Source organism: Streptococcus sp. FSL E2-3494, from assembly GCF_038007085.1.
Classification (GTDB): domain Bacteria; phylum Bacillota; class Bacilli; order Lactobacillales; family Streptococcaceae; genus Streptococcus; species Streptococcus thermophilus.
On sequence record NZ_JBBOWN010000001.1, the window covers coordinates 1,331,116 to 1,353,058 of the forward strand.

At 38.2% G+C, this 21,943-nt stretch carries 20 protein-coding genes and 2 pseudogenes; 3 read left to right on the forward strand and 19 right to left on the reverse strand.

Annotation, left to right across the window (positions count from 1 at the left end):
• Positions 1 to 11: 11 nt before the first annotated feature.
• The 6 genes from whiA to NST05_RS06930 form a co-directional block, all read right to left on the reverse strand.
• On the reverse strand, positions 12 to 923 hold the full coding sequence (gene whiA, locus NST05_RS06905) for a DNA-binding protein WhiA (protein WP_084828753.1): 912 nt from the start codon (positions 921 to 923) through the stop codon (positions 12 to 14).
• Entirely contained in the window at positions 920 to 1,894 is a 975-nt protein-coding gene (locus tag NST05_RS06910; RefSeq protein WP_084828752.1) for a YvcK family protein, read from the reverse strand. Before NST05_RS06910 ends, whiA begins: the two co-directional genes overlap by 4 nt.
• Positions 1,891 to 2,781 (reverse strand): RNase adapter RapZ, encoded by an 891-nt coding sequence (rapZ, locus tag NST05_RS06915; RefSeq protein ID WP_084828751.1) that lies wholly within the window; start codon positions 2,779 to 2,781, stop codon positions 1,891 to 1,893. The genes NST05_RS06910 and rapZ overlap by 4 nt, the downstream gene beginning before the upstream one ends.
• The gene (locus tag NST05_RS06920) at positions 2,762 to 3,532 is read right to left on the reverse strand and encodes a DUF1003 domain-containing protein (protein WP_084828750.1); all 771 of its coding nucleotides are present in this window, start codon (positions 3,530 to 3,532) and stop codon (positions 2,762 to 2,764) included. Before NST05_RS06920 ends, rapZ begins: the two co-directional genes overlap by 20 nt.
• A gap of 204 nt (positions 3,533 to 3,736) precedes the next feature.
• Positions 3,737 to 3,925 (reverse strand): serine protease, encoded by a 189-nt coding sequence (locus NST05_RS06925; protein WP_084828749.1) that lies wholly within the window; start codon positions 3,923 to 3,925, stop codon positions 3,737 to 3,739.
• Between the two features lie 573 nt (positions 3,926 to 4,498).
• Positions 4,499 to 5,674, reverse strand: coding sequence for an IS256-like element IS1191 family transposase (locus tag NST05_RS06930; RefSeq protein WP_340742953.1), 1,176 nt, complete (start codon positions 5,672 to 5,674; stop codon positions 4,499 to 4,501).
• A gap of 219 nt (positions 5,675 to 5,893) precedes the next feature.
• Here NST05_RS06930 and NST05_RS06935 point away from each other — a divergent pair.
• Positions 5,894 to 7,038 (forward strand): IS3 family transposase gene (locus NST05_RS06935; RefSeq protein ID WP_340742954.1). Its coding sequence is split into 2 segments (ribosomal slippage): positions 5,894 to 6,155 and positions 6,155 to 7,038, totalling 1,146 coding nucleotides; the frame shifts between segments, so codons are not numbered across the junction.
• Positions 7,039 to 7,332: 294 nt separating this feature from the next.
• On the opposite strand, the gene queF is transcribed toward NST05_RS06935, so the two are convergent.
• From queF to NST05_RS06960, 5 genes are all read right to left on the reverse strand, one after another.
• Positions 7,333 to 7,824 (reverse strand): preQ(1) synthase, encoded by a 492-nt coding sequence (gene queF / locus NST05_RS06940; protein WP_002946191.1) that lies wholly within the window; start codon positions 7,822 to 7,824, stop codon positions 7,333 to 7,335.
• 119 nt (positions 7,825 to 7,943) lie between these two features.
• Positions 7,944 to 8,660: a 7-carboxy-7-deazaguanine synthase QueE gene (queE, locus tag NST05_RS06945; protein ID WP_023909581.1), complete on the reverse strand. Its 717-nt coding sequence runs from the start codon at positions 8,658 to 8,660 to the stop codon at positions 7,944 to 7,946.
• Complete coding sequence (queD, locus tag NST05_RS06950) at positions 8,653 to 9,096, reverse strand: 6-carboxytetrahydropterin synthase QueD (RefSeq protein WP_014608213.1); 444 nt, start codon at positions 9,094 to 9,096, stop codon at positions 8,653 to 8,655. Before queD ends, queE begins: the two co-directional genes overlap by 8 nt.
• Positions 9,096 to 9,749 carry a 7-cyano-7-deazaguanine synthase QueC gene (gene queC, locus NST05_RS06955; protein WP_084828747.1) on the reverse strand — a complete coding sequence of 218 codons (654 nt, stop codon included), beginning with the start codon at positions 9,747 to 9,749 and terminating at the stop codon, positions 9,096 to 9,098. Before queC ends, queD begins: the two co-directional genes overlap by 1 nt.
• 174 nt (positions 9,750 to 9,923) lie before the next feature.
• The gene (locus tag NST05_RS06960; protein WP_002950526.1) at positions 9,924 to 10,304 is read right to left on the reverse strand and encodes a RidA family protein; all 381 of its coding nucleotides are present in this window, start codon (positions 10,302 to 10,304) and stop codon (positions 9,924 to 9,926) included.
• A 327-nt stretch (positions 10,305 to 10,631) separates the two neighbouring features.
• Here NST05_RS06960 and NST05_RS06965 point away from each other — a divergent pair.
• A pseudogene (locus NST05_RS06965) lies at positions 10,632 to 11,316 on the forward strand (transposase); the annotation flags it as partial.
• Between the two features lie 70 nt (positions 11,317 to 11,386).
• Here NST05_RS06965 and NST05_RS06970 read toward each other — a convergent pair.
• The 5 genes and pseudogenes from NST05_RS06970 to NST05_RS06990 all read right to left on the reverse strand — a co-directional run bounded on the left by NST05_RS06970 (position 11,387) and on the right by NST05_RS06990 (position 17,504).
• Positions 11,387 to 11,795: pseudogene (locus tag NST05_RS06970) on the reverse strand (hypothetical protein).
• Positions 11,796 to 11,821: 26 nt separating this feature from the next.
• Complete coding sequence (gene asnS, locus NST05_RS06975) at positions 11,822 to 13,168, reverse strand: asparagine--tRNA ligase (RefSeq protein WP_011681059.1); 1,347 nt, start codon at positions 13,166 to 13,168, stop codon at positions 11,822 to 11,824.
• A gap of 36 nt (positions 13,169 to 13,204) precedes the next feature.
• Entirely contained in the window at positions 13,205 to 14,386 is a 1,182-nt protein-coding gene (locus NST05_RS06980) for a pyridoxal phosphate-dependent aminotransferase (RefSeq protein ID WP_084828746.1), read from the reverse strand.
• 4 nt (positions 14,387 to 14,390) lie between these two features.
• Entirely contained in the window at positions 14,391 to 14,873 is a 483-nt protein-coding gene (locus tag NST05_RS06985; RefSeq protein ID WP_011681058.1) for a cell wall elongation regulator TseB-like domain-containing protein, read from the reverse strand.
• A gap of 144 nt (positions 14,874 to 15,017) precedes the next feature.
• The gene (locus NST05_RS06990; protein WP_084828745.1) at positions 15,018 to 17,504 is read right to left on the reverse strand and encodes a bifunctional DnaQ family exonuclease/ATP-dependent helicase; all 2,487 of its coding nucleotides are present in this window, start codon (positions 17,502 to 17,504) and stop codon (positions 15,018 to 15,020) included.
• Between the two features lie 94 nt (positions 17,505 to 17,598).
• Between NST05_RS06990 and NST05_RS06995 the strand changes: the two genes are divergently transcribed.
• A complete protein-coding gene (locus tag NST05_RS06995) occupies positions 17,599 to 18,234 on the forward strand; it encodes an MBL fold metallo-hydrolase (RefSeq protein ID WP_011681057.1) in 636 nt (211 codons plus the stop codon).
• Between the two features lie 103 nt (positions 18,235 to 18,337).
• Here NST05_RS06995 and NST05_RS07000 read toward each other — a convergent pair whose 3' ends face one another.
• Genes NST05_RS07000 through NST05_RS07010 form a run of 3 tightly spaced genes read right to left on the reverse strand, consistent with a single transcriptional unit; the run spans position 18,338 to position 21,894 of the window.
• Complete coding sequence (locus tag NST05_RS07000) at positions 18,338 to 19,294, reverse strand: ABC transporter permease (protein ID WP_011681056.1); 957 nt, start codon at positions 19,292 to 19,294, stop codon at positions 18,338 to 18,340.
• Position 19,295: 1 nt separating this feature from the next.
• Positions 19,296 to 20,363, reverse strand: a complete 1,068-nt coding sequence (locus tag NST05_RS07005; RefSeq protein WP_084828744.1) for an ABC transporter permease — start codon at positions 20,361 to 20,363, stop codon at positions 19,296 to 19,298.
• Positions 20,356 to 21,894 (reverse strand): ABC transporter ATP-binding protein, encoded by a 1,539-nt coding sequence (locus tag NST05_RS07010; RefSeq protein ID WP_084828743.1) that lies wholly within the window; start codon positions 21,892 to 21,894, stop codon positions 20,356 to 20,358. The genes NST05_RS07005 and NST05_RS07010 overlap by 8 nt, the downstream gene beginning before the upstream one ends.
• Positions 21,895 to 21,943: the final 49 nt, after the last annotated feature.

Here is a 21,943-nt window from a genome sequence, read left to right on the forward strand (position 1 = left end):
TTCCTTTCTACTTACAAATCGTCTGCTATCTTATTTATTTTTCTGAGACGATGGTTGACACCACTCTTGGTTAGAGGAGGTTCTATACTATCTGCGATTTGCTGGATAGAATAATCTGGATTAGCAATACGGAGTTGGGCAATTTGACGCAGTTCAACTGGTAAAATCTCCAAGCCAACCGTATCCATAATCTTGATAATGTTATTTATTGTTTTCATGCTAGCACTAATTGTCCTAGCAATATTCGCTGTCTCAGCATTATTAGCACGATTGAGGTCATTTCTGGTCTCCCTCATGATTTTGACCTCTTCAAAAATCTCCTTAGAGGTCATGGCACCAATAACAATGAGAAAATCCATAATATCTTCTGCTTTTTGAAGATAAGTCACAAATCCATTTTTATGTTGTAAAACCTTGGCATCAAGCATAAATTTTTTCATAAGAGAGGCTAAATCTTCTGCGTGGTCCTGATAAACAGAGAAAATTTCCAATTGATAACGTCCTTTTTCGGGATCACGTACCGTTCCAGTTGCCAAAAAAGCACCTCGTAAATAGGATCTTCCAGCATCGTCATCTTCCATTATTGACGTTTCAATGCCTGTTTCAAAGCCAAAGAAAGAATCTGCTAATTGTAAATCAGACAAAATATCATTGACATTCTCAGCAACAAAGACAGTGTAAACACGATTTTTCTTGAGATTAGTCTTGTTATAATGCTTCAATTCAGGATTACAACGGTAGCGATTTTCTATCAACTGGTAGATATGACGAGCAATCTTTGCATTCTCTGTCGAAATCGAGAGAGTCAGTCCATGATTCGTTAAACCAACGGAACCAGACATCTTAATCAATGCTGACAATTCCGCTATATCTTTACTCGAGGCTGCAATTATCTCTTCTTTAACCTTAATCGTGAAACTCATGACTTCTTCCTCACTAGATGCATAAGCTCTTCCACTACCAAATCGCCATGGTGGAAGGCACCTCCGTTCTCAAGTCGCAGAAAATTAGAAGAAACAATTGTTTTTGCTTCACGACGTAAGCCCTCAAAATCATGCTCAACCTGAACAAGGTATTCATCAAATTCATTACTAGCCATGTATTCCTGAGGAACCTTCTTAACGTTAACCAAAACATTATCGATAACATCAGAGCCAAGATGACGATTGAGAACGGCCACATGGTCAGCATCTGAGAAGTGCTCCGTTTCTCCGTACTGAGTCATAATATTACAAATGTAAGTGACATCAGCCTTGGTCTCTATAAGCGCCTGACGAATCTCAGGTATAACCAGATTTGGCAAAATTGATGTATAAAGTGAGCCAGGTCCTAGTACAATCATATCACTATTCATAATGGCATCAACAACCTTACGACTAGCCTTCGGAACATCTTCATTGTAGGCGTTAGTCACATAGACACGCTCAATCATGCCCTCGTATTGGGAAATGCTACTCTCACCTGCCACCTCATGTCCATCTTGAAAGACGGCATGAAGAGTTAGAGCAGTCTCGCTGGCAGGATAAATCTTACCTGTAACATGGAAAAACTTCGTTAAAAGCTGCATAGCATTATAGGTAGACCCTTGCATTTCTGAGATTCCAGCGATAATCAGATTTCCAAGTGGGTGACCAGCTAAAGCTCCATCAGTTTGATCAAAACGATATTGGAAAACGCGTTCATAAAGTTTAGGCATATCACTCATAGCAACCAAAACATTACGCAAATCCCCTGGAGGAGTTAGTTTCATAATATTACGCAAATTTCCTGAAGAACCGCCATCATCAGCCACAGTTACAACAGCGGTGATATCAACATCTTTATGACGCAAACTACGAAGAATAACTGGAATACCAGTTCCCCCACCTATTACTGTAATTCTTGGTTTTTTCATGAACGATTCACCGTCTCCTTACGTCTATCCTTATCACGATGTGTTTCATTTACCGTCCAATCATTTTTCAAATCTTGAGCTAGACGATGCGCAAAAGCTACACTACGGTGTTGACCACCTGTACATCCAACAGCAATGGTAAGAACAGATTTACCTTCTTTTTGATAGCCTGGAAGAATTGGTTTAATGAGATGATTTAAATTCTTGTAAAATTCCTCTGATTCCTTATGAGTCATAACAAAATCATAAACTTCTTTGTCCAAGCCAGTGAGGTTACGAAGAGTAGGATCATAATATGGATTTGGCAAGAAACGGACATCAAATACCAAATCTGCATCCAATGGCAATCCATATTTAAATCCAAAACTCAAAACTTCAATACGGAAAGAAGGTTGGTCTTGCTTAGATGAAAATTGTTCAGAAATTGCCTTACGAAGCTGACGTGGAGTTAGTTTAGTTGTATCCACCACGTTTTGACTCAAACTCTTAAGTGGCGATAAAAGTTCACGCTCTAGCTTAATTCCATCCAAAACACGTCCATCTGCCGCTAGTGGATGACTACGACGCGTCTCTTTATAACGTGAAACTAATTCACCATCAGTAGCATCTAAGAAAAGAATTTTGAAATTGAGTTCCTCATTGCTTTCCAACTGATCTAGAATATCGTTAATTTCGTCAAAGAAAACACGACTACGCATGTCTACAACAAGAGCAATCTTATCTGTCTCTTCACTGTGTTTCAACAACTCAATAACCTTTGGCACCAATGAAGGTGGAATATTATCAATAGTAAAATAACCAATGTCCTCAAACGATTGAATTGCTACAGTCTTACCTGCACCACTCATCCCTGTAACAACAACTAAATTAATTATCTTTGTTTTCATGAGTACCCCTTTCTAGCCTCATTACTTTCAAAATACGAATATCATCTGATATCTTCTCAACTTGTTGACTAACTGCCATTAGCATTTCTGTCTGCAATTTTTGAATAGTAAGCAAATCTGATTGGTCTTGTTGCACCAAGTGATCAATCTTTTCATGTAAAAGTCGGATTTCTTCCTTTGATTGTTTATTGACGTGATAGTCATTTCGTGCTTGCAATCGATCATAATCCGATGCTCGATTCTGACTCATCATAATCAGAGGTGCCTGAGCTGCAGCCAGTGTAGATAAGGCGAGATTCAACAGAATAAATGGGTACTTGTCAAAGGCAATACCAAAGGGTTGGACGACATTCAGCCCCATCCAAATCCCCATAAAAGCAATGAATGACAAGATGAAAATCCAAGATCCACCAAATCTGGCCACTTCATCCGCCACCTTTTGGCCAAAAGTAATTCGACTATCCAATTGTTCCTGGACATCCTTATCTTCGTATAGCAAACCCTTGGTCACATCATGAACTGTTTCACGCACATGCTTATTTTTCTCATTAGCATTTGCGATAACCTCGTCGAGAAAAACTAACCTATAATCTAAAAGACTGATATTACTTATAAAGTCATCCCCTTTTAAATCAGGGTAGTCTTTTCTTAGAAGGACCTGTAAACGACTATTAAGTCGTTCAAAATAAGAACCATCTGTCTCGTCGAACCAATCTTTAGAGATATAATCTTGAACTCTTTTTACCTTCATAGTTTCGCCTTCTTTCTAGGCTTTATTATACCACATTGAAGACTCAAACGTTCAATTAATAAAGTAAAAGAATCCAAGACTAATCTCGTGCTCCTCCTATATTGGGACAATATTTAAAATCTTATTATTGGTAGTTTAAGGTCCAGTAGTAAGTAGCATCACCAGCGACAACGCAAGCGACTGCTGCTTGGGTAACATCTGGACTCATGAGAAGGTCACAAATACCACTGAACCATTAGATTCACGACGATAAACAATACCATCACTGTTATATCTTTGTGAAATATTTTCGGCATGTAGAAGAGTTGTGCTATTGTAAAAACCATCAGACCATGTAAGTTCTGGCAAACCTGCTGCTTTACGTTGTGCATTAATTTCGTTAAATACAGCCATCGCTGAATCAAAGTCAACATAGTCAGAATTTCCAGTTGGTTTTACATGGTAAATAAATTTAACATATCTAAATTCAACATCACTATATCATTTGTCGTCAACACCGCTCTTGAGATTAGTTATAATAAATAGTCACGTGCCCAAGCAATTCCCTTAAAAGCGTTAAAGTTGAATCGGCTGTTGAAGCTGTTTCTGAGGTTGTTTGAGCTTCAGAATCCGTGCTTAAATCTTTAAAAGTACCCACTTACCATTTGAATAAGAGTAATAATCGACATTATCTTTCAAATAATAGTGAATATCATTTTCATAACGGTAGTGAGGAGCGTTTTTTCAAAATCTCATAACCAATCATTAGTGTATTGTTAGAACATCATTATTGTTATTATAGTTGTCACCACGAACCCAGCGACCGTTATAGTTCACATAGTAGCTACTTCACTTAAGATGTGGTACAAGTATATCGATATGTACTTGATTCGTTATAATTGTTATAACCATAATCATAGTTATAGTTCGGATAGTAACGATACTGTCAATAATTATGTGTAAACACTCAAGTAGAGTTGAAGAATGTTAATCAAATAAGCTTTCAAGTGTGTCAGCACATTGGCCAAACCCTTTATGGATGCGTTGATTTTGCTTGAAATTATAATCTTCAAACAGGGTAACTGAATAACGTTCCAGAGCCTCCTCGTTAGGAAAAAGGACCTTCTTTTTCGTTTGACGTTTGATTTCTTTGTTAAGAGACTCACTGAGGTTTGTCGAATAAATACTATGCCAAATCTGGTAGGGAAACTGATAAAAAGTTAAAAGATTATCCGTATTCTCCAGACTTTCCATGACTTTCCTATACTTTGGTTTCCATTCAGCGATAAAGTTCTCTAAAGCTTGCACTGCCATTTCTAAATTTTCAGCACGATAAATCGTTTTAAATTGCTCCAGAATAACCGCTCTATCTGCTCGTTTCACTTTACTAGCTAGATTTCGACTAATATGAATTAAGCAACGTTGTTGTTTAGCTAATGGGTAAGCCTGATTGATAATCTCTTCAAGCCCCTTGAAGCCATCGGTCACTACAAGAGAAACCTGTTGGATTCCTTGGTTTTGAAGCTTGTCTAACAGGGTGGACCAAGAAGCATTGTTTTCATTTGGGGCGATTTCATATCCAAGAACAGCCTTCTGTCCTTCTGGTGTAATGCCAAGTGCGATATGAATACATTCTTTACTAACGGTTCCACGTCTTAAGGGAAGATAGGTTCCGTCAAGAAATAAAACAGAGTAATTGGCTTCTAAGCTTCGCTCATGAAAAGTAGCGACATTCTCCTGAGTTGCTTTTGAGATATTAGAAATTGTGGCAGGACTATAGTGATGACCATACATTCGCTCGATGATATCACTAATTTCTCGAGTCGTTACACCGGTTTGATAGAGTTTGATAACCATCTCTTCCAAGTGGTCATCTCGACGTCCATAAGCGGGAAGCAAAGCTGGACTAAAGTTCCCATTACGATCTCTAGGAATACTCAACTGAACAGTCCCATATTTGGTTTCGAATTTCCGTGCATAGCTTCCGTTACGACTATTCCCAGAATTATAGCCTAATTTATCGTAAGGTTCATACCCTAAAAAGGCTGATAACTCTGCTTGAAGCAGATCATTCATAGCTGTTTCAAGAGAAGTACGGAAAAATTCATCAATATCTTGCTTTTGGGCTAGGAAGTTAAGTAGTTCTGTGGTAAACTGAGTCATAGGAATAAATCTCTTTCTAGTAATGTTTTGCAACTCTACTATAACGGATTTATTCCTTTTTGTGTTTACACAACTTATTTTACACTACCATAGTAACCTTTATATCCATAGTAGTTATACCCTGAATAATATTTATTATACTATTGACCTGATATAATTAAGTTGTAACACCTGTGTATAGTTTGGTAAAATACATACATAATCCAAGGAGATGTTACAATGACAAATAATCGTTACGAGCCTGAGCTCAAACAAAAGGTTCTTCGCCTCTATCTGGAAGAGGGACGAACCAAGAAAAGCCTGACCGAAGAATATAATCTTGGACAAGGCACGCTGACATACTGGTTACAGCAATACCGCAAAGAATGCGATAACAGCCCAACAAAACGGGAAGAATCTGATTCATACGAAGTTGCAAAAAAGCTACGCAAAGAAATTGAAGAACTCAAAAAGGAAAATGATTTTTTAAAAAAAGCGGCAGCATTCTTTGCGAAGGAAATCGATTAGCTCAGTACCAGTTCATCCAGAAATATCAACAGACATTTGGGGTCAGATGGCTTCTTAGAAGAATGAACATCTGTCCAAATACTTACTATAATTATCTTAAAAACAAAAAACATGCTTATCGTCAGGAAAAGGCAGAGATTCAACGTAAAATTGTTGAAATCTACCACCGCGAAAATGGAGTTCCTGGATACCGAATGATGAACGATTATCTTAAGGGTATCGGAAGCATTCGTTCAGATCTGACAATACATCATTTTATGAATGAATTGGGCTTGCGTTCCATCACACGTCGCAAGAAACCAAACTATGTAAAAGGAACTGCCAATAAAATCTTTCCAAACCTTCTGAATAGGGAATTTGATGTAAAAGAACCCAATAAAATATGGTGTACTGATTTTACATATTTAACTCGTCCAGATGGAACAATGCGTTACAATTGCACGATTATAGACCTTTGCGGTCGTGAAGTGGTTGCATCATTAAACAGCAGTCATATCGATACTGAATTGGCAAAGGAAACCTTGAAAATCGCACTAGAACGTCGAAAACCAGCAAAAGGAATTATCCTGCATTCTGATCAAGGGCGTCAATTTACCGCAAAAGAATTCAATAAATTTTGTGATAAAAACTATGTCCAACAAAGTATGAGCAAAGCAGGCTGTCCATATGACAATGCCGTTATGGAAAGATTCTACAATACGCTCAAACACGAATTCTATTATCTCTACAAGTTTGATTCAAATGACATTCTTGACCAAAAGCTCTATGAATTCGTTTATGGGAAATATAATCACGTAAGACCACATCGTGCAAACGGTGGACTTACACCTTATGCTGCACGATGTCGTGCAGCGTAAGAAATTTTATACACTAGTGTTACAAAAATGCTTGACTAGGTCATATGGATTATAAGTATAGTTTTAAGAATATCCACGACCATAATAACTATAAGCCTTACAAGTAATCGCTTATAATTTGATTTACAACTTTATTGTAAGAAATAAAACTTCTATTATCAAACTATTTTGACGATAGAAGTTTCTAATATCCAACCAATATAATGTTAAAAGGGTCTTTACTTCCGGTACCACCTAATCTATTTTTTGACAAGAAAAAAGTCCATTATTCTCATAAGGACTTTCATCATTAGATTAACGATTATCAATGTTTTCAGGATATAGATCATGATTAAAAAGACGTTGCTCGGCCATATTTTCATATTTTGTTTTTGGACGACCATAGTTGTAATAGGGGTCAATTGAAATACCACCACGAGGAGTAAATTTACCCCAAACCTCAAGGTAACGAGGGTTCAAAAGCTCCACTAAATCTTTACCAATGGTATTAATACAGTTTTCGTGAAAATCACCATGGTTACGATAGCTAAAGAGATAAAGCTTTAGAGATTTAGACTCCACACAAAGCTGGTCTGGAATATAAGAGATATAGATGCTAGCGAAATCTGGTTGCCCAGTAATAGGACAAAGTGACGTAAATTCTGGACAGTTAAATTTGATAAAATAATCATTATCAGCATGACGATTATCAAAAGATTCCAAAACTTGTGGAGAGTATTCAAAAATGTAAGGTGTCTCCTTACTCCCAAGGAGAGTGAGATTTTTCATTTCTTCTTGTTGTGACATTTTTTCTTCCTTTATTATTAATTTGTTGGACCATAATATGGTCAATTTACACTTTAATATTCTATATATTTTACTTAAAAAACAATAATATTTTCAATTCTAATCTAAATTATTGAAGATTAGACACCACGTTCATTATCATAGAGTAGTGTATGAAGCTGAGGGAGAACACGAACATTTCCCCACGAGTCATCTGCGGCTATTGTCTCCCAGAGCTCTTTGAGGCGATCTAATTGATGTTGGACAATGTTACCCTCTGCTTTTGGTTCAGGATTACCCGCTGAGAGAAACATAACATCTGGTTGATACCGCTCTTGAATCATCTTAGCAAAGGCCAAATCAGCATCATCAAAGACAGGGACCTTAAAAGTAAGCTTATCAGGATCCAGCTGGGAAACAATAAAATCAAGTGTCTCCATATTGACTTCCATCTTAGATGATGGTGGTTTAGGACTTAAGGTTACTTGATCAATCTCCCTTAGCCACTCCTGCCAACGAGACCCTTGTGTTTCAACAGCCAAGGTCACGTCTCTTGCCTTGAGTTTTGAAACAAGCTCAGCCATATTAGCCGCTAAAAGAGCTGGATTCCCTCCAGATAAGGTTACATAGTCATAAGTTCCAAGAGCATCTAGAGCTTCAATAACTTCATCAGCTGTCATTCGTGTTGGTTTTTCTGAACCATCCCAAGTGAAAGCAGAATCACACCAATCACAGTGATAATCACATCCTGCAGTTCTTACAAACATGGTCTTTTGCCCAATAGCTCTACCTTCACCTTGAAAGGTCGGCCCAAAAATTTCAAGGACTGGTAATTTTAGTACTCGTTCTCTAGTCATCTAACCACTCCCGTCTAAACTCCGCAAAAGCTGTCGGTGTCTCATATAGCCGTACATACTCCAAACGAAGTTCACGCTCCTCCGAAAGATATTCACTAGTCGTCTGGAATATCCAGAAAACCATATTTTCTGCAGTCGTGTTCATATAAGGCAAAGACTCATTGAGATAACGGTGATCCAGATAAGGTTCCAAATGATTTTTGTAAATATTCTTAAGGTCACCAAAATCATAAGTCATACCACGCTCATCCAAGTAACCACTTACTGCAATCTGAAGGTGATAAGTATGGCCATGAAGGGACTTACACTTTCCCTCATAATTAAAGAGATGGTGGGCAGCATCAAAAGTAAACTCTTTAGACACCATTGTACGGTGAAGATTATACACTAGTGACTCACCCGTTTCAGTCTTGATTTCTTTCGGTGCAAAAAACATTAAGCATCTCCTTTTTCTGCAAGATATTTTTCAAGACCTTTTTGACGCAAGTGGCAGGCAGGGCAATCACCACATCCTGTCCCTATAATACCGTTATAGCAAGTCAGCGTTTTTTCACGAACGTAGTCAAAAGCTCCAAGTTGGTCAGCCAAAGCCCAAGTCTCAGCCTTATCTAACCACATAAGAGGAGTCTGAATAACAAAGTCATAGGCCATAGCAAGGTTGAGTGTGACATTAAGTGATTTGACAAAAACATCACGACAGTCTGGATAACCAGAAAAGTCTGTCTCACAAACACCCGTAACAATGTCAGTGATACCACGTTGCTTGGCTAGAACAGCTGCAAAAGAAAGGAAGAGATGATTACGCCCATCTACAAAAGTATTAGGAACTTCACCTTCTTCTGCCTCAATCTCAATATCAGATGTTAAGGCATTTTCAGTAATTTGACCAAGCAAAGACATATCCAAAAAATGGTGTTTAAGCCCTTGCTCTTGCGCAATCTCTTTAGCTACTTCAATTTCCAAGCTATGACGTTGCCCGTAAGCAAAAGTAACTAATTCAACTATTTCATAATGTTTTAGAGCCCAAAATAGGCAAGTAGTAGAATCTTGACCGCCACTAAAGACGATCAAAGCTGATTGACGTTTCATAATATTCCTCTTTATTCGTGATGTCTGGGACACATAAAAAGGCCCCTTGGAAGAGCCCAAAAAACGCCAGTAATGGTTTTTTTTAGCGATGGTGTCTCCCAAACATCGTAAATTATTTATCTTTAACAGTGTATCATAGTTAAGAAAAAAAGAAAAGAACCTAGGCTCTCTTCCTTAGTCAATCTCAGCAATAACTTCGACTTCAATTTTAACATCTTTCGGCAGGCGTGCTACTTCTACCGCAGAACGTGCAGGGAAGTCAGCTTTAAATGCAGTCGCATAAACCTCATTAAAAGGAACAAAATCATTGATATCGCTAAGGAAACAAGTTGTTTTGACAACATGGTCAAAGTCTGTTCCAGCTTCCGCCAAAATAGCACCAACATTTTTAAGGACTTGTTCTGTCTGTTCTTGAATGGTTTCACCAATGATTTCACCTGTTTCTGGTGACAATGGTACTTGACCAGAAGCAAATAAAAGATTTCCTACGATTTTACCTTGAACATAAGGTCCAATCGCTGCCGGTGCTTTATCAGTATGAATAGTTTTTGCCATGATAGTTCTCCTTTGACTAGTATGTTATTATTATAGCAAAATATTCAGAAAATTGAAACATATATTTTCAAAAAGAAAAGAATTACGGCTCTATAATTTCTGTAGTGGGTAAAACCACTGTAGAGATTATAGAGCTTTTTAAGTATACACAAAAAGTCCCATAAGAACTATAATGAAGAGCGACAAAACCATCATTAGGAAGAACTTATGAGACTTATTAAGAATACCACAGAATTAATCGGAATTAAAAACCCTAACATCATTATTTCTCTTGTTTTTGAAAACGGATACTCATATCGAGGTTCAAGCAAAACTGGATTATCCTGTATACGAAACTACTTTTTGAAGTATCCATTGAAAGTACGCCAAAAGGTAAGGTTTATCACGATGGACATGTCAGGATCTTATATGCCACTAGTTCGAAGACTTTTTCTAAATGCCCAAATTATTATTGATTGTTTCCACATCATCCAGCAGCTTGATCGAGCCTTTTTAAAGACAAGAATTGCCATTATGAACCAGTTTAATAAGAATTCACTACCTTATTGAGATTTAAAAAATCACTGGCGACTTTTTCAAAAGGACAGTCGTAAGCTATCTCTCAACTCCTTCCATTCAAAGACCTTCAGACAAACTTTGGTACCACATGAAATCATTGAGAAGACATTGGTCTTTTCAGAAGAGATCGCTAATGCCTACAAACTTTATCAGCTTTTACTTTTTCACTATCAGAAAAAAAGAGTAGATGAGTTTTTTGAGCTCATTCAAGAAAACTTAAACGTCGTCAATCATTACTTTCAAACTGTCTTTAGGAGACTTTTCTTAGACACAAGCAATACATCCAAAATGCACTAGAAACAGACTATTCAAACGCAAAACTGGAAGCTACTAATAAGTTGATCAAAGACATCAAACGGTTGGGCTTTGGTTTTAGAAACTTCATCAACTTTAAGAAACGTGTCTTCATCACTCTGAACATACAAAAAGAGAAAACCTATCCGGTCCTCTCTAGATGTTAGCTTTTCGTCACCCACTACAGTTGACAAAGAGCCAGAATTATCTCCAGACTAATACTTCTCTTATTATTTCATATACTTTTTGACATAGTCATAGTAGTCTGGTTTTTTCTTTTTATTGAATGCGAAGAGCATTTGTCCTTTAAGAGGTTCTTTAGCATCACTTGGTTCTAGAAAGAGAGCAATCTCTTTAGATTTCGTCGGAAAGAAGACTGTATAAGATGTTTCTTTTCCCTGATCTTTTACTTTAAGAGAATAATAGGTATAGTTATCTTTAGACTTAGGACCATCTACTATGCAGTTATAATCCTTGCTCACCAATCTTGACCTTATCTTTCTTGAAGACAATCATATAATCCTTCTTTAAGGCATCTTGTGCCTGCCATCACCCTCTAGTGGAGGGAGCAAACTTGCTACAAGCAGCCATTAAAACCAAACAAAGTAAGACCAAAAGACCAAGTAACCATCTTTTCATACTTTTGCACTCCTAAAGAACTTTACTTATGGTTTGATACGGTGCAACATACGTGGGAATGGAATAGCTTCACGGATGTGTTTTGTGCCAGCTACGAAAGTAACCATACGTTCAATACCGATACCAAAACCACCGTGTGGTACCGAACCATATTTACGAAGGTCAAGGTAGAATTCGTATTCTGAACGATCCATTCCGAGTTCTTCCATTTTTGCTACAAGGGCATCGTAATCATCTTCACGCATTGAACCACCAATGATTTCACCATAACCTTCTGGAGCCAAAAGGTCTGCACAAAGAACGCGCTCTGGATTACCAGGAACAGGTTTCATGTAGAAGGCCTTAAAGCTTGCTGGGTAATTAACGACGAATGTTGGAACACCAAAATAGTTTGAAATCCAAGTTTCATGTGGTGAACCAAAGTCATCCCCATGTTCGAGGTGCTCGTAGTCCGTATCTTCATCTTTTTCATGGGCTTGAAGAAGATCAATTGCTTCATCATAAGATACACGTTTGAATGGCTCAGCAATGTATTTCTTAAGAAGATCTACGTCACGTTCAAGAATTTCAAGAGCTTGTGGTGCACGATCAATAGCACCTTGGATAAGAGCTTTGACATATGCTTCTTGCAAGTCAAGAGACTCATCATGTGACAAGAATGAATACTCAGCATCCATCATCCAAAACTCAGTCAAGTGACGACGTGTTTTTGATTTTTCAGCACGGAAAACAGGACCAAAGTCGAAGACACGACCAAGAGCCATAGCACCAGCCTCAAGATAAAGCTGACCAGATTGGCTCAAGAAAGCAGGTGTACCAAAGTAGTCTGTCTCAAACAATTCTGTTGAATCTTCAGCAGCATTACTAGACAAGATAGGACTATCAAATTTGATGAAGCCATTTTTATCAAAGAAATCATAAGTTGCATAGATAATGGCATTACGAATTTGTTGGATAGCCATTTGCTTACGTGAACGCAACCAGAGGTGACGATTATCCATCAAAAAGTCAGTACCATGTTCTTTTGGAGTAATTGGGTAGCCTTGAGACTCACCGATAACTTCGATATCAGTAATATCCAATTCATAACCAAATTTTGAACGTTCATCTTCTTTGACCATCCCAGTTACGTAGATAGATGTTTCTTGGCTAAGGTGTTTGATAGTATCAAATTTTTCAAGACCTTCTTCTTCACCAAATTTTTCGATAAAGTTTGGTTTGAAAGCAACCCCTTGGAAAAAGGCTGTTCCATCACGCAATTGCAAGAAAGCAATTTTACCTTTTCCTGATTTGTTAGCAACCCAAGCCCCGATAGTGATTTCTTCACCGATGTGTTTAGGTACATCAATAATTGAAACTAATTGTTTAGACATGTAATTACTTCTCTTTTCTTTTAAACTATATTATATTTATTTTTCCATAAAAGCTTTGATACGACGAACAGCCTCTTTCAGAATATCCAAATCTGTAGCGTAGCTAAGACGAATATTTTCAGGAGCACCAAATCCCGCACCTGTCACTAAAGCCACCTCTGCCTCTTCAAGGATGGCATTGGTAAAATCATTGACATCTGTATAGCCTTTGATTTCCATAGCTTTTTTTACATTAGGAAAAAGGTAAAAGGCACCTTGAGGTTTGATAACTTCAAATCCAGGTACTTCAGCCAAGAGTGGATAAATCGTATTCAAACGTTCTTCAAAGGCTTTACGCATCTCTTCGATAGAAGACTGATCACCGGTTAAAGCTTCAATAGCAGCGTATTGAGAAACTGACGTAAGATTTGATGTCGTTTGACTGATAATCTTCGCCATTCCTGAGATAATTGCTGGTTCTCCGACAGCAAATCCCACACGCCATCCTGTCATTGCATATGTCTTAGAAACGCCATTAATAACAATTGTTTGCTTACGAATAGCATCTGACAAGCTTGAAATTGGTGTGAAAGTATTGCCATTGTAGACCAATCGACCATAAATGTCATCGGCTAAAATCAAAATATCATGCTCAACTGCCCAGTCGCCAATTGATTGCAATTCTTCTTTACTATAAATCATTCCGGTTGGATTTGATGGAGAATTAAGCAAGACAACCTTGGTTTTTTCAGTACGAGCTGCTTCAAGTTGCTCAACTGTAGCTTTAAAGTGATTTGCTTCAGTCGTTTGAAAAGTAACTGGAACACCTTCAACCATTTTAACTTGGTCTACGTAAGAAACCCAGCAAGGTGTTGGAATAATGACTTCATCACCAGGATTGATAACCGTAGCAAAGAAGGCATACAAGATAAACTTAGCACCTGTGCCAACAACAATCTCGCTATGTTTCACAGTATAGCCATAGAAATTTTCCATATAAGTGCTAACAGCATCTTTGAGTTCTGGAAGCCCAGAAGCCACGGTATAAAAACTTGCTTTCCCATTTTCAATAGATGCAATCGCAGCATCTTGAATATTCTTAGGTGTAACAAAATCTGGCTCACCAAGTGTTAAACTCAAGATATCACGTCCCTTAGCTTTAAGAGCTTTAGCACGCGCACTGGCAGCTAAAGTAACACTTTCTTCCATTTGTAATACACGATTTGATAATTTTGTCATTTCATTATAGTCCTTCTACTTTAATAACCTGACCTGAGATAAAATCAACCAGGTAATACCGAGTCCCTGACTTCACTTCCCAAATAGGAGTTTTGCCATATTTTCCTAGGTGTACATAGGCTATGTCCTTGGCACCATAGGCTTTAGCTGCTTTTTTAGCCACTGACTTACTTATACCATCAGATTGCTTATAGATATCGACCACACCTGAATCCTCATTGACGATAAGAGCTAATTTTTCACCCTTACTTGACTGTCCAAGAAGGCCATAATAGGTAGCCTTACCGTTGTAGATATTAAATTCAGAAACAGTATGAATATCTGCTTTGGTCTTAGCTATGGCAATCACTTGCTTCTCAGCATCGACATAGGGCTTTACCGCAACAACTAGCATTGCTGTAATGGATAGAATTACAGTCACAACGAGAACAATCATTCCAAAAATAAGCTGTTGCTTTTTTGTCCACGGTTGTCGATGTTTACGCATAATGCCTCCTAAAAAAGTTTCTGAGTTTATTATATCAGAAAAAGAGAAATCTTTATATAGCTATATCACTAGTAATAACTATCTTTTTATGACTCAGGAAATGCGTAGAAACTCTGTCGTCTTAGAAAATCTTTGACTAAAAAATTAACACTCTTTTTCTAAGAATTCTTGAATGTCCTCTTTTATCTGCTTAAATGGTGCATGTCTAAGGGGGACTTCTTGTGATACTTCCTTTATGAACAGTTTTCCATAGCTCTTAACTAGGGGACGATTATCCATTAAAAGAATAGCTGATCGCTGTTCTGGTCTTCTTTGGGCACGTCCAATAGCCTGTTTGAAACGTAAAACCATCATCGGGAGACTGTAACTATCAAAAGTACTTTTTCCTTGCTTAGAGAACAAAGACTCTATTTTTTGATAGAAAGGATCTTTAGGATTGTCAAAAGGAAGACGTGTGATAATCTCGATAACCTTATCTTGTTGAGCAAAATCAGCACCCTCCCAGAACGATCCCATACCAAGTAAGAGATTAGTCTCACCTCTATCGAAACGTTTTTTGATGTTAAAGGCTGTCCCATTTTTCTCTTGAGTCAAGTGATGAACTTCCCTATGATCTAACAAATCAGAAACAGCTATCATACTCTTTCGAGATGTAAATAATACAAAAATAGGATATCCCATTGCAGATAGTTTCTGGAGTCGCTTTGCAATCGCTTCGCCATATTCTTCTTCAGAAGAAACGCCAATCATAGGCATGGTTTGGTCAATCCAGATAGATTGATTTCGCAAACCATCCATTGGAAGGCTTACTTTATGTACCTGACTTAGTCCTAATAAATCAGCTACATCGACATCTGGACCAATATCAATTGTTGCTGAAACGATTATCACTTTTTGAGCACTTGGGAGATAATCAGATAATTTCAATAGCTCCTGACGTGAAGCATTTAAATATGTAACGCGATGTTCCTGATAATAGTCTGTTTCAAGCCAAAATTGACTGTAATGCTGTGTGTTCAATGATGACACCATCTCCATCACATCACTCTCACCTTCAAGTTCAGAAATGGTTTGAAGCAAACGATTTAATTGCTGCCGATTATACTGCTTCTGAGGGAATTGTTGATGCTCTTGAATTAAATGTCTCACTTCAAACTGCAAATTTTCAAGCAAACGCTGTTGTAACAAAGTCTGATTACCGCTATCAAGAATACGATGAATATGTTGCAAAAGAGTAGTAAGATTGACTTGATAACGTGAAAACTGTTCCAAAGCCAGAACCATCTTTTGTCCTTCATCAATCACAAGAGTCTTTCCTCGAACAAAATCATGGTCATCTTCCATACGTGTCAATAGATAAGCATGATTGGTTACAACCACTCTAGCTTCTTGACTTTTTTGACAAGACTGCTTCCAAAAATCGTACTCTACAAAAAGACTATCTGCCTTTAGCTTACCATCATGTTTGATTTCATCAAAATAAGCCATGTAGCGTTGTTTCTGTTTAATTTCGTCAAGATCACCAGTTTCGGTTTCAGTCAACCAAACTAAAAGTTGCATTTTATAACGATTAATCAAGCGGTTACTATCCTGACGAAACAAGGTCTGGTAAAAGGCATCTAATTTGATGTAGTTCTGTGGTCCTTTTAGACTATGAAAGTTAATGTTAAAGACTTCTGCTAAGGCCTTGGCCTCCTGACTCATAATCTGATTTTGAAGAAGCTTTGTTGGAACAGCTACTACTACTTTATCGACATCGGCTTGTGCTAACAAAGGGATCAGGTAGCCATAGGTTTTCCCGATTCCAGTTTGAGCTTGGATCATTGAAATATCAATATTGTCAAATTCCCTCCTCACTGTCTTCGCAAATTCCTCTTGTTTAGCTCTTGATTCTAAACCTAAGAGAGCAATATTAGTTTCAAAATCTTGAGAAAGCTTACGTTCCGACATGTAAGTCAAAGGTCTACGAAGTACGATACCAGATTCCTCAAGCATGATATATTCCTTTGAAAGGCTGTTAGTTTTACCTTTTATGGCATCACGAATAACCAATTCAGACTCAAAAAGCAAATTATCAGAAAATGTCAAAAGCATATCAATGGTCTGTCTAGGTAAGCTAGCAATCTTATCCATCAAATGAAGCAAAAGCTTCCCTGTAGCTCTCGCATCTTCAATCGCCGTATGAGCTTGAGCTAAGTCAAGATTTAAGACTCGTGATAAATAAGAAAGATTATATTGTTCTAGCGTCGGATAAAAGACCTGAGCTAATTCGACTGTATCAACACGAGGCGTCCTTAGTTCGAAGCCCTCCATAAAAAGTGCCTCTGCAAGCAAGTTTGCATCAAATTTTACATTATGGGCAACAAAAATACAATCCTCAATCAGTTCAAAAATGGTTCTAGCAATTTCTGAGAAATCCGGTGCCTGAGACAACTGTTGATCAGTAATTCCTGTTAAGTGAACAATATGATTATCAAGTTTTTGGTGGGGGTTAACGTCACTCGCAAATTCGTCAATTACCCTACCATTTTGCATGATAACAATTCCCACCTGTATTATACAAGCCGTTGATGAAGCCGATGTAGCTTCCAAATCAACAATGGCATATTTATTCGTGCTTTTTTCACTCATAACGACCTTATTATAGCATATCCAGGACACCAAAAAAAGACAAAGCCATCATTCTGATATTGGAAAAAGCCTGAATTCGTGCTAAACTAGAGCTATGAAAATAAAACGAATTTTAAATCCTGTTGCCCAGGAAAACACCTATATTTTAGAAAACGAATCAGCCAGCTTAGTCATTGATCCAGGAAGCAACACTTCAAGTATCTTAGCTAAACTCGAGGCAATTGCTAAACCTGTTGCTGCCATCCTCTTGACCCACACGCACTATGACCACATTATGAGCGTTGAAGCTGTCCGTCAAGCTTATAACCACCCGCCTGTCTATGTCGCAGAAGCCGAGAAAGACTGGTTAATGAATCCCGTCCATAATTTGTCTGGTCTTCCACGTCATGATGATATGGAGGATGTTATTGTCAATCCTGCTGACTACTACTTTGATTTTATCAAGGACTATAACATCAGCAACTTCCAGTTTAAAGTTGTTCCAACTCCTGGACATTCTATCGGTGGAGTTTCCTTTATCTTTGAAAAAGAAGAAACTGTTTTTTCTGGTGATGCCCTTTTTAAAGAAGCAGTTGGGCGATGGGACCTTCCTACAGGTAATCACGACCAGTTACTTTCTAGCATTCAAGATCAACTTTTCACTCTTCCTAACCACTATCGTGTTTTTCCAGGCCACGGATGGGACACAACTATCGGTCACGAAAAAATCTTTAACCCACATTTTTCATAAAAAGAAAAGCCCATCACTGCTGTTCTCATTTTGGCAAAGTTGGGCTTTTTGAGTACAAAAAAGAAGACCTGAGGGCCTTCTCATCAGAAACTCTTTTGAGTTCCTATTTAGATTTGATATAGTTAACACCATCTGCTTTAGGTGCAACGGATTTACCGAAGAATGCAGCTAAAACAATAATTGTCAAAATATACGGTGCAATTTGCAAATAGACGTTTGGTACATGTGAAATAACAGGTAACTGTTTTCCGATGATTGCCAATGATTGTGACAAACCGAAGAACAAACTTGAGAGCATAGCTCCAACTGGATTCCAACGACCAAAAATCATAGCGGCCAAAGCAATGAAACCAGGACCAGCAATAGTGGTAACAGCAAAATTGTTTGAAATCGATTGGGCGTAAACCGCACCACCGACACCACCAAGGAAACCAGAAATCATAACACCGTAGTAACGCATACGATAAACGTTAATCCCAAGTGTATCTGCAGCCTGTGGGTGTTCACCAACTGAACGAAGACGCAAACCAAAGCGTGTCTTGAAGATTATCCACCATGACACTACTGAAACTAAAATGGCTACATAAGCAATCAAAGAAACATTAGTAAAGAAAATCTTACCCAAGACAGGAATGTTACTCAAGATAGGGAAGGAAACGGTTTTAAAGTTATGACTGATAGCTGGTGTTTGACCTGCACCGTAAATAACACGTGTCAAGAAGACAGCCAAAGGCGGTGCAATCAGGTCCAAGACTGTACCTGAGACAACATGGTCCGCACGAAAGTTAACTGTCGCAGCAGCATGGAGCAAGGAATAAAGAAGCCCAATAAATCCTGCTACCAAGGCCGCAATCCAAGGTGTTGCATTGCCAAAACTATCCGCAAAATTTAAGTTAAAGAGAACACCTACGAAGGCCCCAATAACCATGATTCCTTCAAGTCCGACGTTTACGATACCCCCTCGTTCAGAGAAAGTACCACCGATACTCGTGAAAATCAGCGGTGCTGAATATTTCAGCATAGAGGCAACAATTAAGGATAAGATTGTAATAAAGTCCATATTAGTTTTGTCCTCCTTTAGCTTTCACTGATTTATGACGAGGGCGAATCCAATATTTAATAATGTAGTTGGCACCTACGAAAAAGATAATCAAAGCTGATACAACATCAATAATTTCTGATGGCACACCAATCATACCAGTTTTACCAACAGACAAGACACCATAGAGAAGAGCTGCAAATGGAATACCAATTGGTGAATTGGCTGCTAAGAGGGAAACGGCCATACCATTCCAACCGATAGCTAATGAAGAATTTTGTACAAAGGCATTTTGGAAAGTCCCAAGTCCTTCTACTGTTCCTCCAAGACCACAGAGTGCACCTGAAATAATCATAGACATGATAATCACTCGTTTTGATGAGATTCCGGCGTACTCAGACGCATTTGGATTAAGACCAACAGATGTAATTTCAAACCCTGTTGTTGTTTTCTTGAGCATGAACCAAACTAGGAATACAGCTACAATAGCAAGAAAGAAACCAATATTGAAACGTGATCCATCTGTTAACGAAGACAGAAAATCTGTTTGGTAACTTGCGGAAGCTGAAACCCTGTTAGAGGCTTCTGATGAACGTAACATATCAGCTGTGAAACCAAAACGGACAATATTGTTAGCAACATACAAAATGATATAGTTCATCATGATGGTAACGATAACCTCGCTTGTTCCAAGGTAGGCACGAAGAATACCTGGAACAGCACCAGTGATACCACCGGCAACTAGACCAATAATGACAGTACAAACAATAGAAACTACTTTAGGTAATTCAGGAAAGGCTAGCGCAAACCACACCGCAGAGGTCCAACCAGCTAAGGCCTGCCCTGGCAAACCAACGTTGAAAAGTCCTGCCTTAGATGCTACAGAGAAACCAAGTGCAATCAGAATCAATGGACTCATCGCACGTAGAATTTCACCAATATTTTTCAAAGAACCAAAGGCCGTTGAGAAAAGATCGTAGTAAGCCCAGAATGGATCATAACCAAAGATTAACATCAAAACAGCACCGACCAGTATTCCCAAGAGGATAGCAATTAAAGGAACTGCCCAATTTTGTGTTTTTTTAGACATTTGCTTCCTCCTTATTCAATTGTCCACCAGCCATAAGGATACCAAGATCTTGCTTATTGGTTTTAACAGGATCTAGGATACCTTGAATTGCACCATCATAGATAACAGCAATTTGATCTGACATATCAAGAATTTCATCCAATTCAAAGCTGACAACAATGATAGCCTTACCTTTATCGCGTTCAGCGATAATACGTTTACGGATGTACTCAATGGCACCAACATCCAAACCACGAGTTGGTTGACTTACAATAAGAAGATCTGGATTACGGTCAATTTCACGGGCGATAACTGCTTTTTGTTGGTTACCACCTGACAAATCACCACCGGCGATTAATTCTCCAGCACCACGAACGTCAAATTCGTTCATCAATTCACTAGCCTTTGCATTTATGATATTATAATTCAAAATACCATTCTTAGAATTAGGCTCCTTATAATAGGTTTGAAGAGCAATATTTTCAGCAACGGTCATTTCAAGAATCATACCATCACGATGGCGATCCTCTGGAATATGACCGACACTCATCTCAGTAATCTGACGTATGGTCTTATTAATGATAGACTCACCCTTAATAGTGATGTCACCAGATTTAATTTTACGAAGTCCCGTAATTGCTTGGACAAGTTCTGTCTGTCCATTTCCATCAATACCAGCGATACCAATTATCTCACCAGCACGCACATCTAACGATAAGTTTTTAACAGCTGGAATGCCTCGATTCTCATTAACCACCAAATTTTTAATAGAAAGAACCACTTCTTTAGGATTTGAAGGAATTTTCTCTGTTTTAAAGGAAACATGACGACCAACCATCATCTCAGCCAAATCGGCATTTGTAGACCCTTCGATAGTAACTGTATCAATTGACTTACCACGTCTGATAACCGTAACACGATCAGAAACCGCACGAATTTCATCCAACTTATGGGTGATAAGGATAATAGACTTACCTTCCTTAACCAAAGTTCTCATGATGTTTAAAAGTTCCGTAATTTCAGAAGGTGTCAAAACGGCTGTGGGCTCATCGAAAATCAAAATATCAGCACCACGGTACAAGGTTTTAAGGATTTCAACACGTTGTTGGGCACCGACAGAGATGTCAGCAACCTTAGCTGATGGATCAACCGCAAGGCCATATCGTTGAGACAATTCTGTAATTTCCTTTACAGCCTTCTTCATATCAAGAACACCACCAGATTTGGTCACTTCACTACCTAAAATGATGTTTTCAGCAACTGTAAAAGCTTCAACCAACATAAAGTGCTGGTGGACCATCCCAATACCCAATTTTGTTGCTTTAGACGGTGAATCAATAGACACAACTTGCCCATTTACCTTAATTGTTCCACTTGTAGGCTGTAAAAGGCCTGCAAGCATATTCATTAAGGTTGACTTACCCGCACCATTTTCACCGAGGAGGGCATGGATTTCTCCTGGTCTCACATCGAGATTGATGTGATCGTTTGCAACAAATTCACCAAATTTTTTGGTAATGTCGTGCATTTCAATGACATTTGGCTTCGTCATACAATCTCCTATCAAAAATAATTATTATATCAGCAAAAGAAATCATAAA

What these genes read in the sequence shown, in the direction of transcription:
- queD (WP_014608213.1), bottom strand. Translation starts at nt 9,096, where the DNA reads ATGTTTTTTGCACCGAAAGAAATCAAGACTGAAACGGGTGAGTCACTA.
- queE (WP_023909581.1), bottom strand. Translation starts at nt 8,660, where the DNA reads ATGACTAGAGAACGAGTACTAAAATTACCAGTCCTTGAAATTTTTGGG.
- NST05_RS06990 (WP_084828745.1), bottom strand. Translation starts at nt 17,504, where the DNA reads ATGAGTGAAAAAAGCACGAATAAATATGCCATTGTTGATTTGGAAGCT.
- NST05_RS06995 (WP_011681057.1), top strand. Translation starts at nt 17,599, where the DNA reads ATGAAAATAAAACGAATTTTAAATCCTGTTGCCCAGGAAAACACCTAT.
- NST05_RS07000 (WP_011681056.1), bottom strand. Translation starts at nt 19,294, where the DNA reads ATGGACTTTATTACAATCTTATCCTTAATTGTTGCCTCTATGCTGAAA.
- NST05_RS06980 (WP_084828746.1), bottom strand. Translation starts at nt 14,386, where the DNA reads ATGACAAAATTATCAAATCGTGTATTACAAATGGAAGAAAGTGTTACT.
- NST05_RS06925 (WP_084828749.1), bottom strand. Translation starts at nt 3,925, where the DNA reads ATGGCTGTATTTAACGAAATTAATGCACAACGTAAAGCAGCAGGTTTG.
- queC (WP_084828747.1), bottom strand. Translation starts at nt 9,749, where the DNA reads ATGAAACGTCAATCAGCTTTGATCGTCTTTAGTGGCGGTCAAGATTCT.
- NST05_RS07005 (WP_084828744.1), bottom strand. Translation starts at nt 20,363, where the DNA reads ATGTCTAAAAAAACACAAAATTGGGCAGTTCCTTTAATTGCTATCCTC.
- rapZ (WP_084828751.1), bottom strand. Translation starts at nt 2,781, where the DNA reads ATGAAAACAAAGATAATTAATTTAGTTGTTGTTACAGGGATGAGTGGT.
- NST05_RS06960 (WP_002950526.1), bottom strand. Translation starts at nt 10,304, where the DNA reads ATGGCAAAAACTATTCATACTGATAAAGCACCGGCAGCGATTGGACCT.
- NST05_RS06910 (WP_084828752.1), bottom strand. Translation starts at nt 1,894, where the DNA reads ATGAAAAAACCAAGAATTACAGTAATAGGTGGGGGAACTGGTATTCCA.
- whiA (WP_084828753.1), bottom strand. Translation starts at nt 923, where the DNA reads ATGAGTTTCACGATTAAGGTTAAAGAAGAGATAATTGCAGCCTCGAGT.
- NST05_RS06985 (WP_011681058.1), bottom strand. Translation starts at nt 14,873, where the DNA reads ATGCGTAAACATCGACAACCGTGGACAAAAAAGCAACAGCTTATTTTT.
- queF (WP_002946191.1), bottom strand. Translation starts at nt 7,824, where the DNA reads ATGTCACAACAAGAAGAAATGAAAAATCTCACTCTCCTTGGGAGTAAG.
- NST05_RS06920 (WP_084828750.1), bottom strand. Translation starts at nt 3,532, where the DNA reads ATGAAGGTAAAAAGAGTTCAAGATTATATCTCTAAAGATTGGTTCGAC.
- NST05_RS07010 (WP_084828743.1), bottom strand. Translation starts at nt 21,894, where the DNA reads ATGACGAAGCCAAATGTCATTGAAATGCACGACATTACCAAAAAATTT.
- asnS (WP_011681059.1), bottom strand. Translation starts at nt 13,168, where the DNA reads ATGTCTAAACAATTAGTTTCAATTATTGATGTACCTAAACACATCGGT.
- NST05_RS06930 (WP_340742953.1), bottom strand. Translation starts at nt 5,674, where the DNA reads ATGACTCAGTTTACCACAGAACTACTTAACTTCCTAGCCCAAAAGCAA.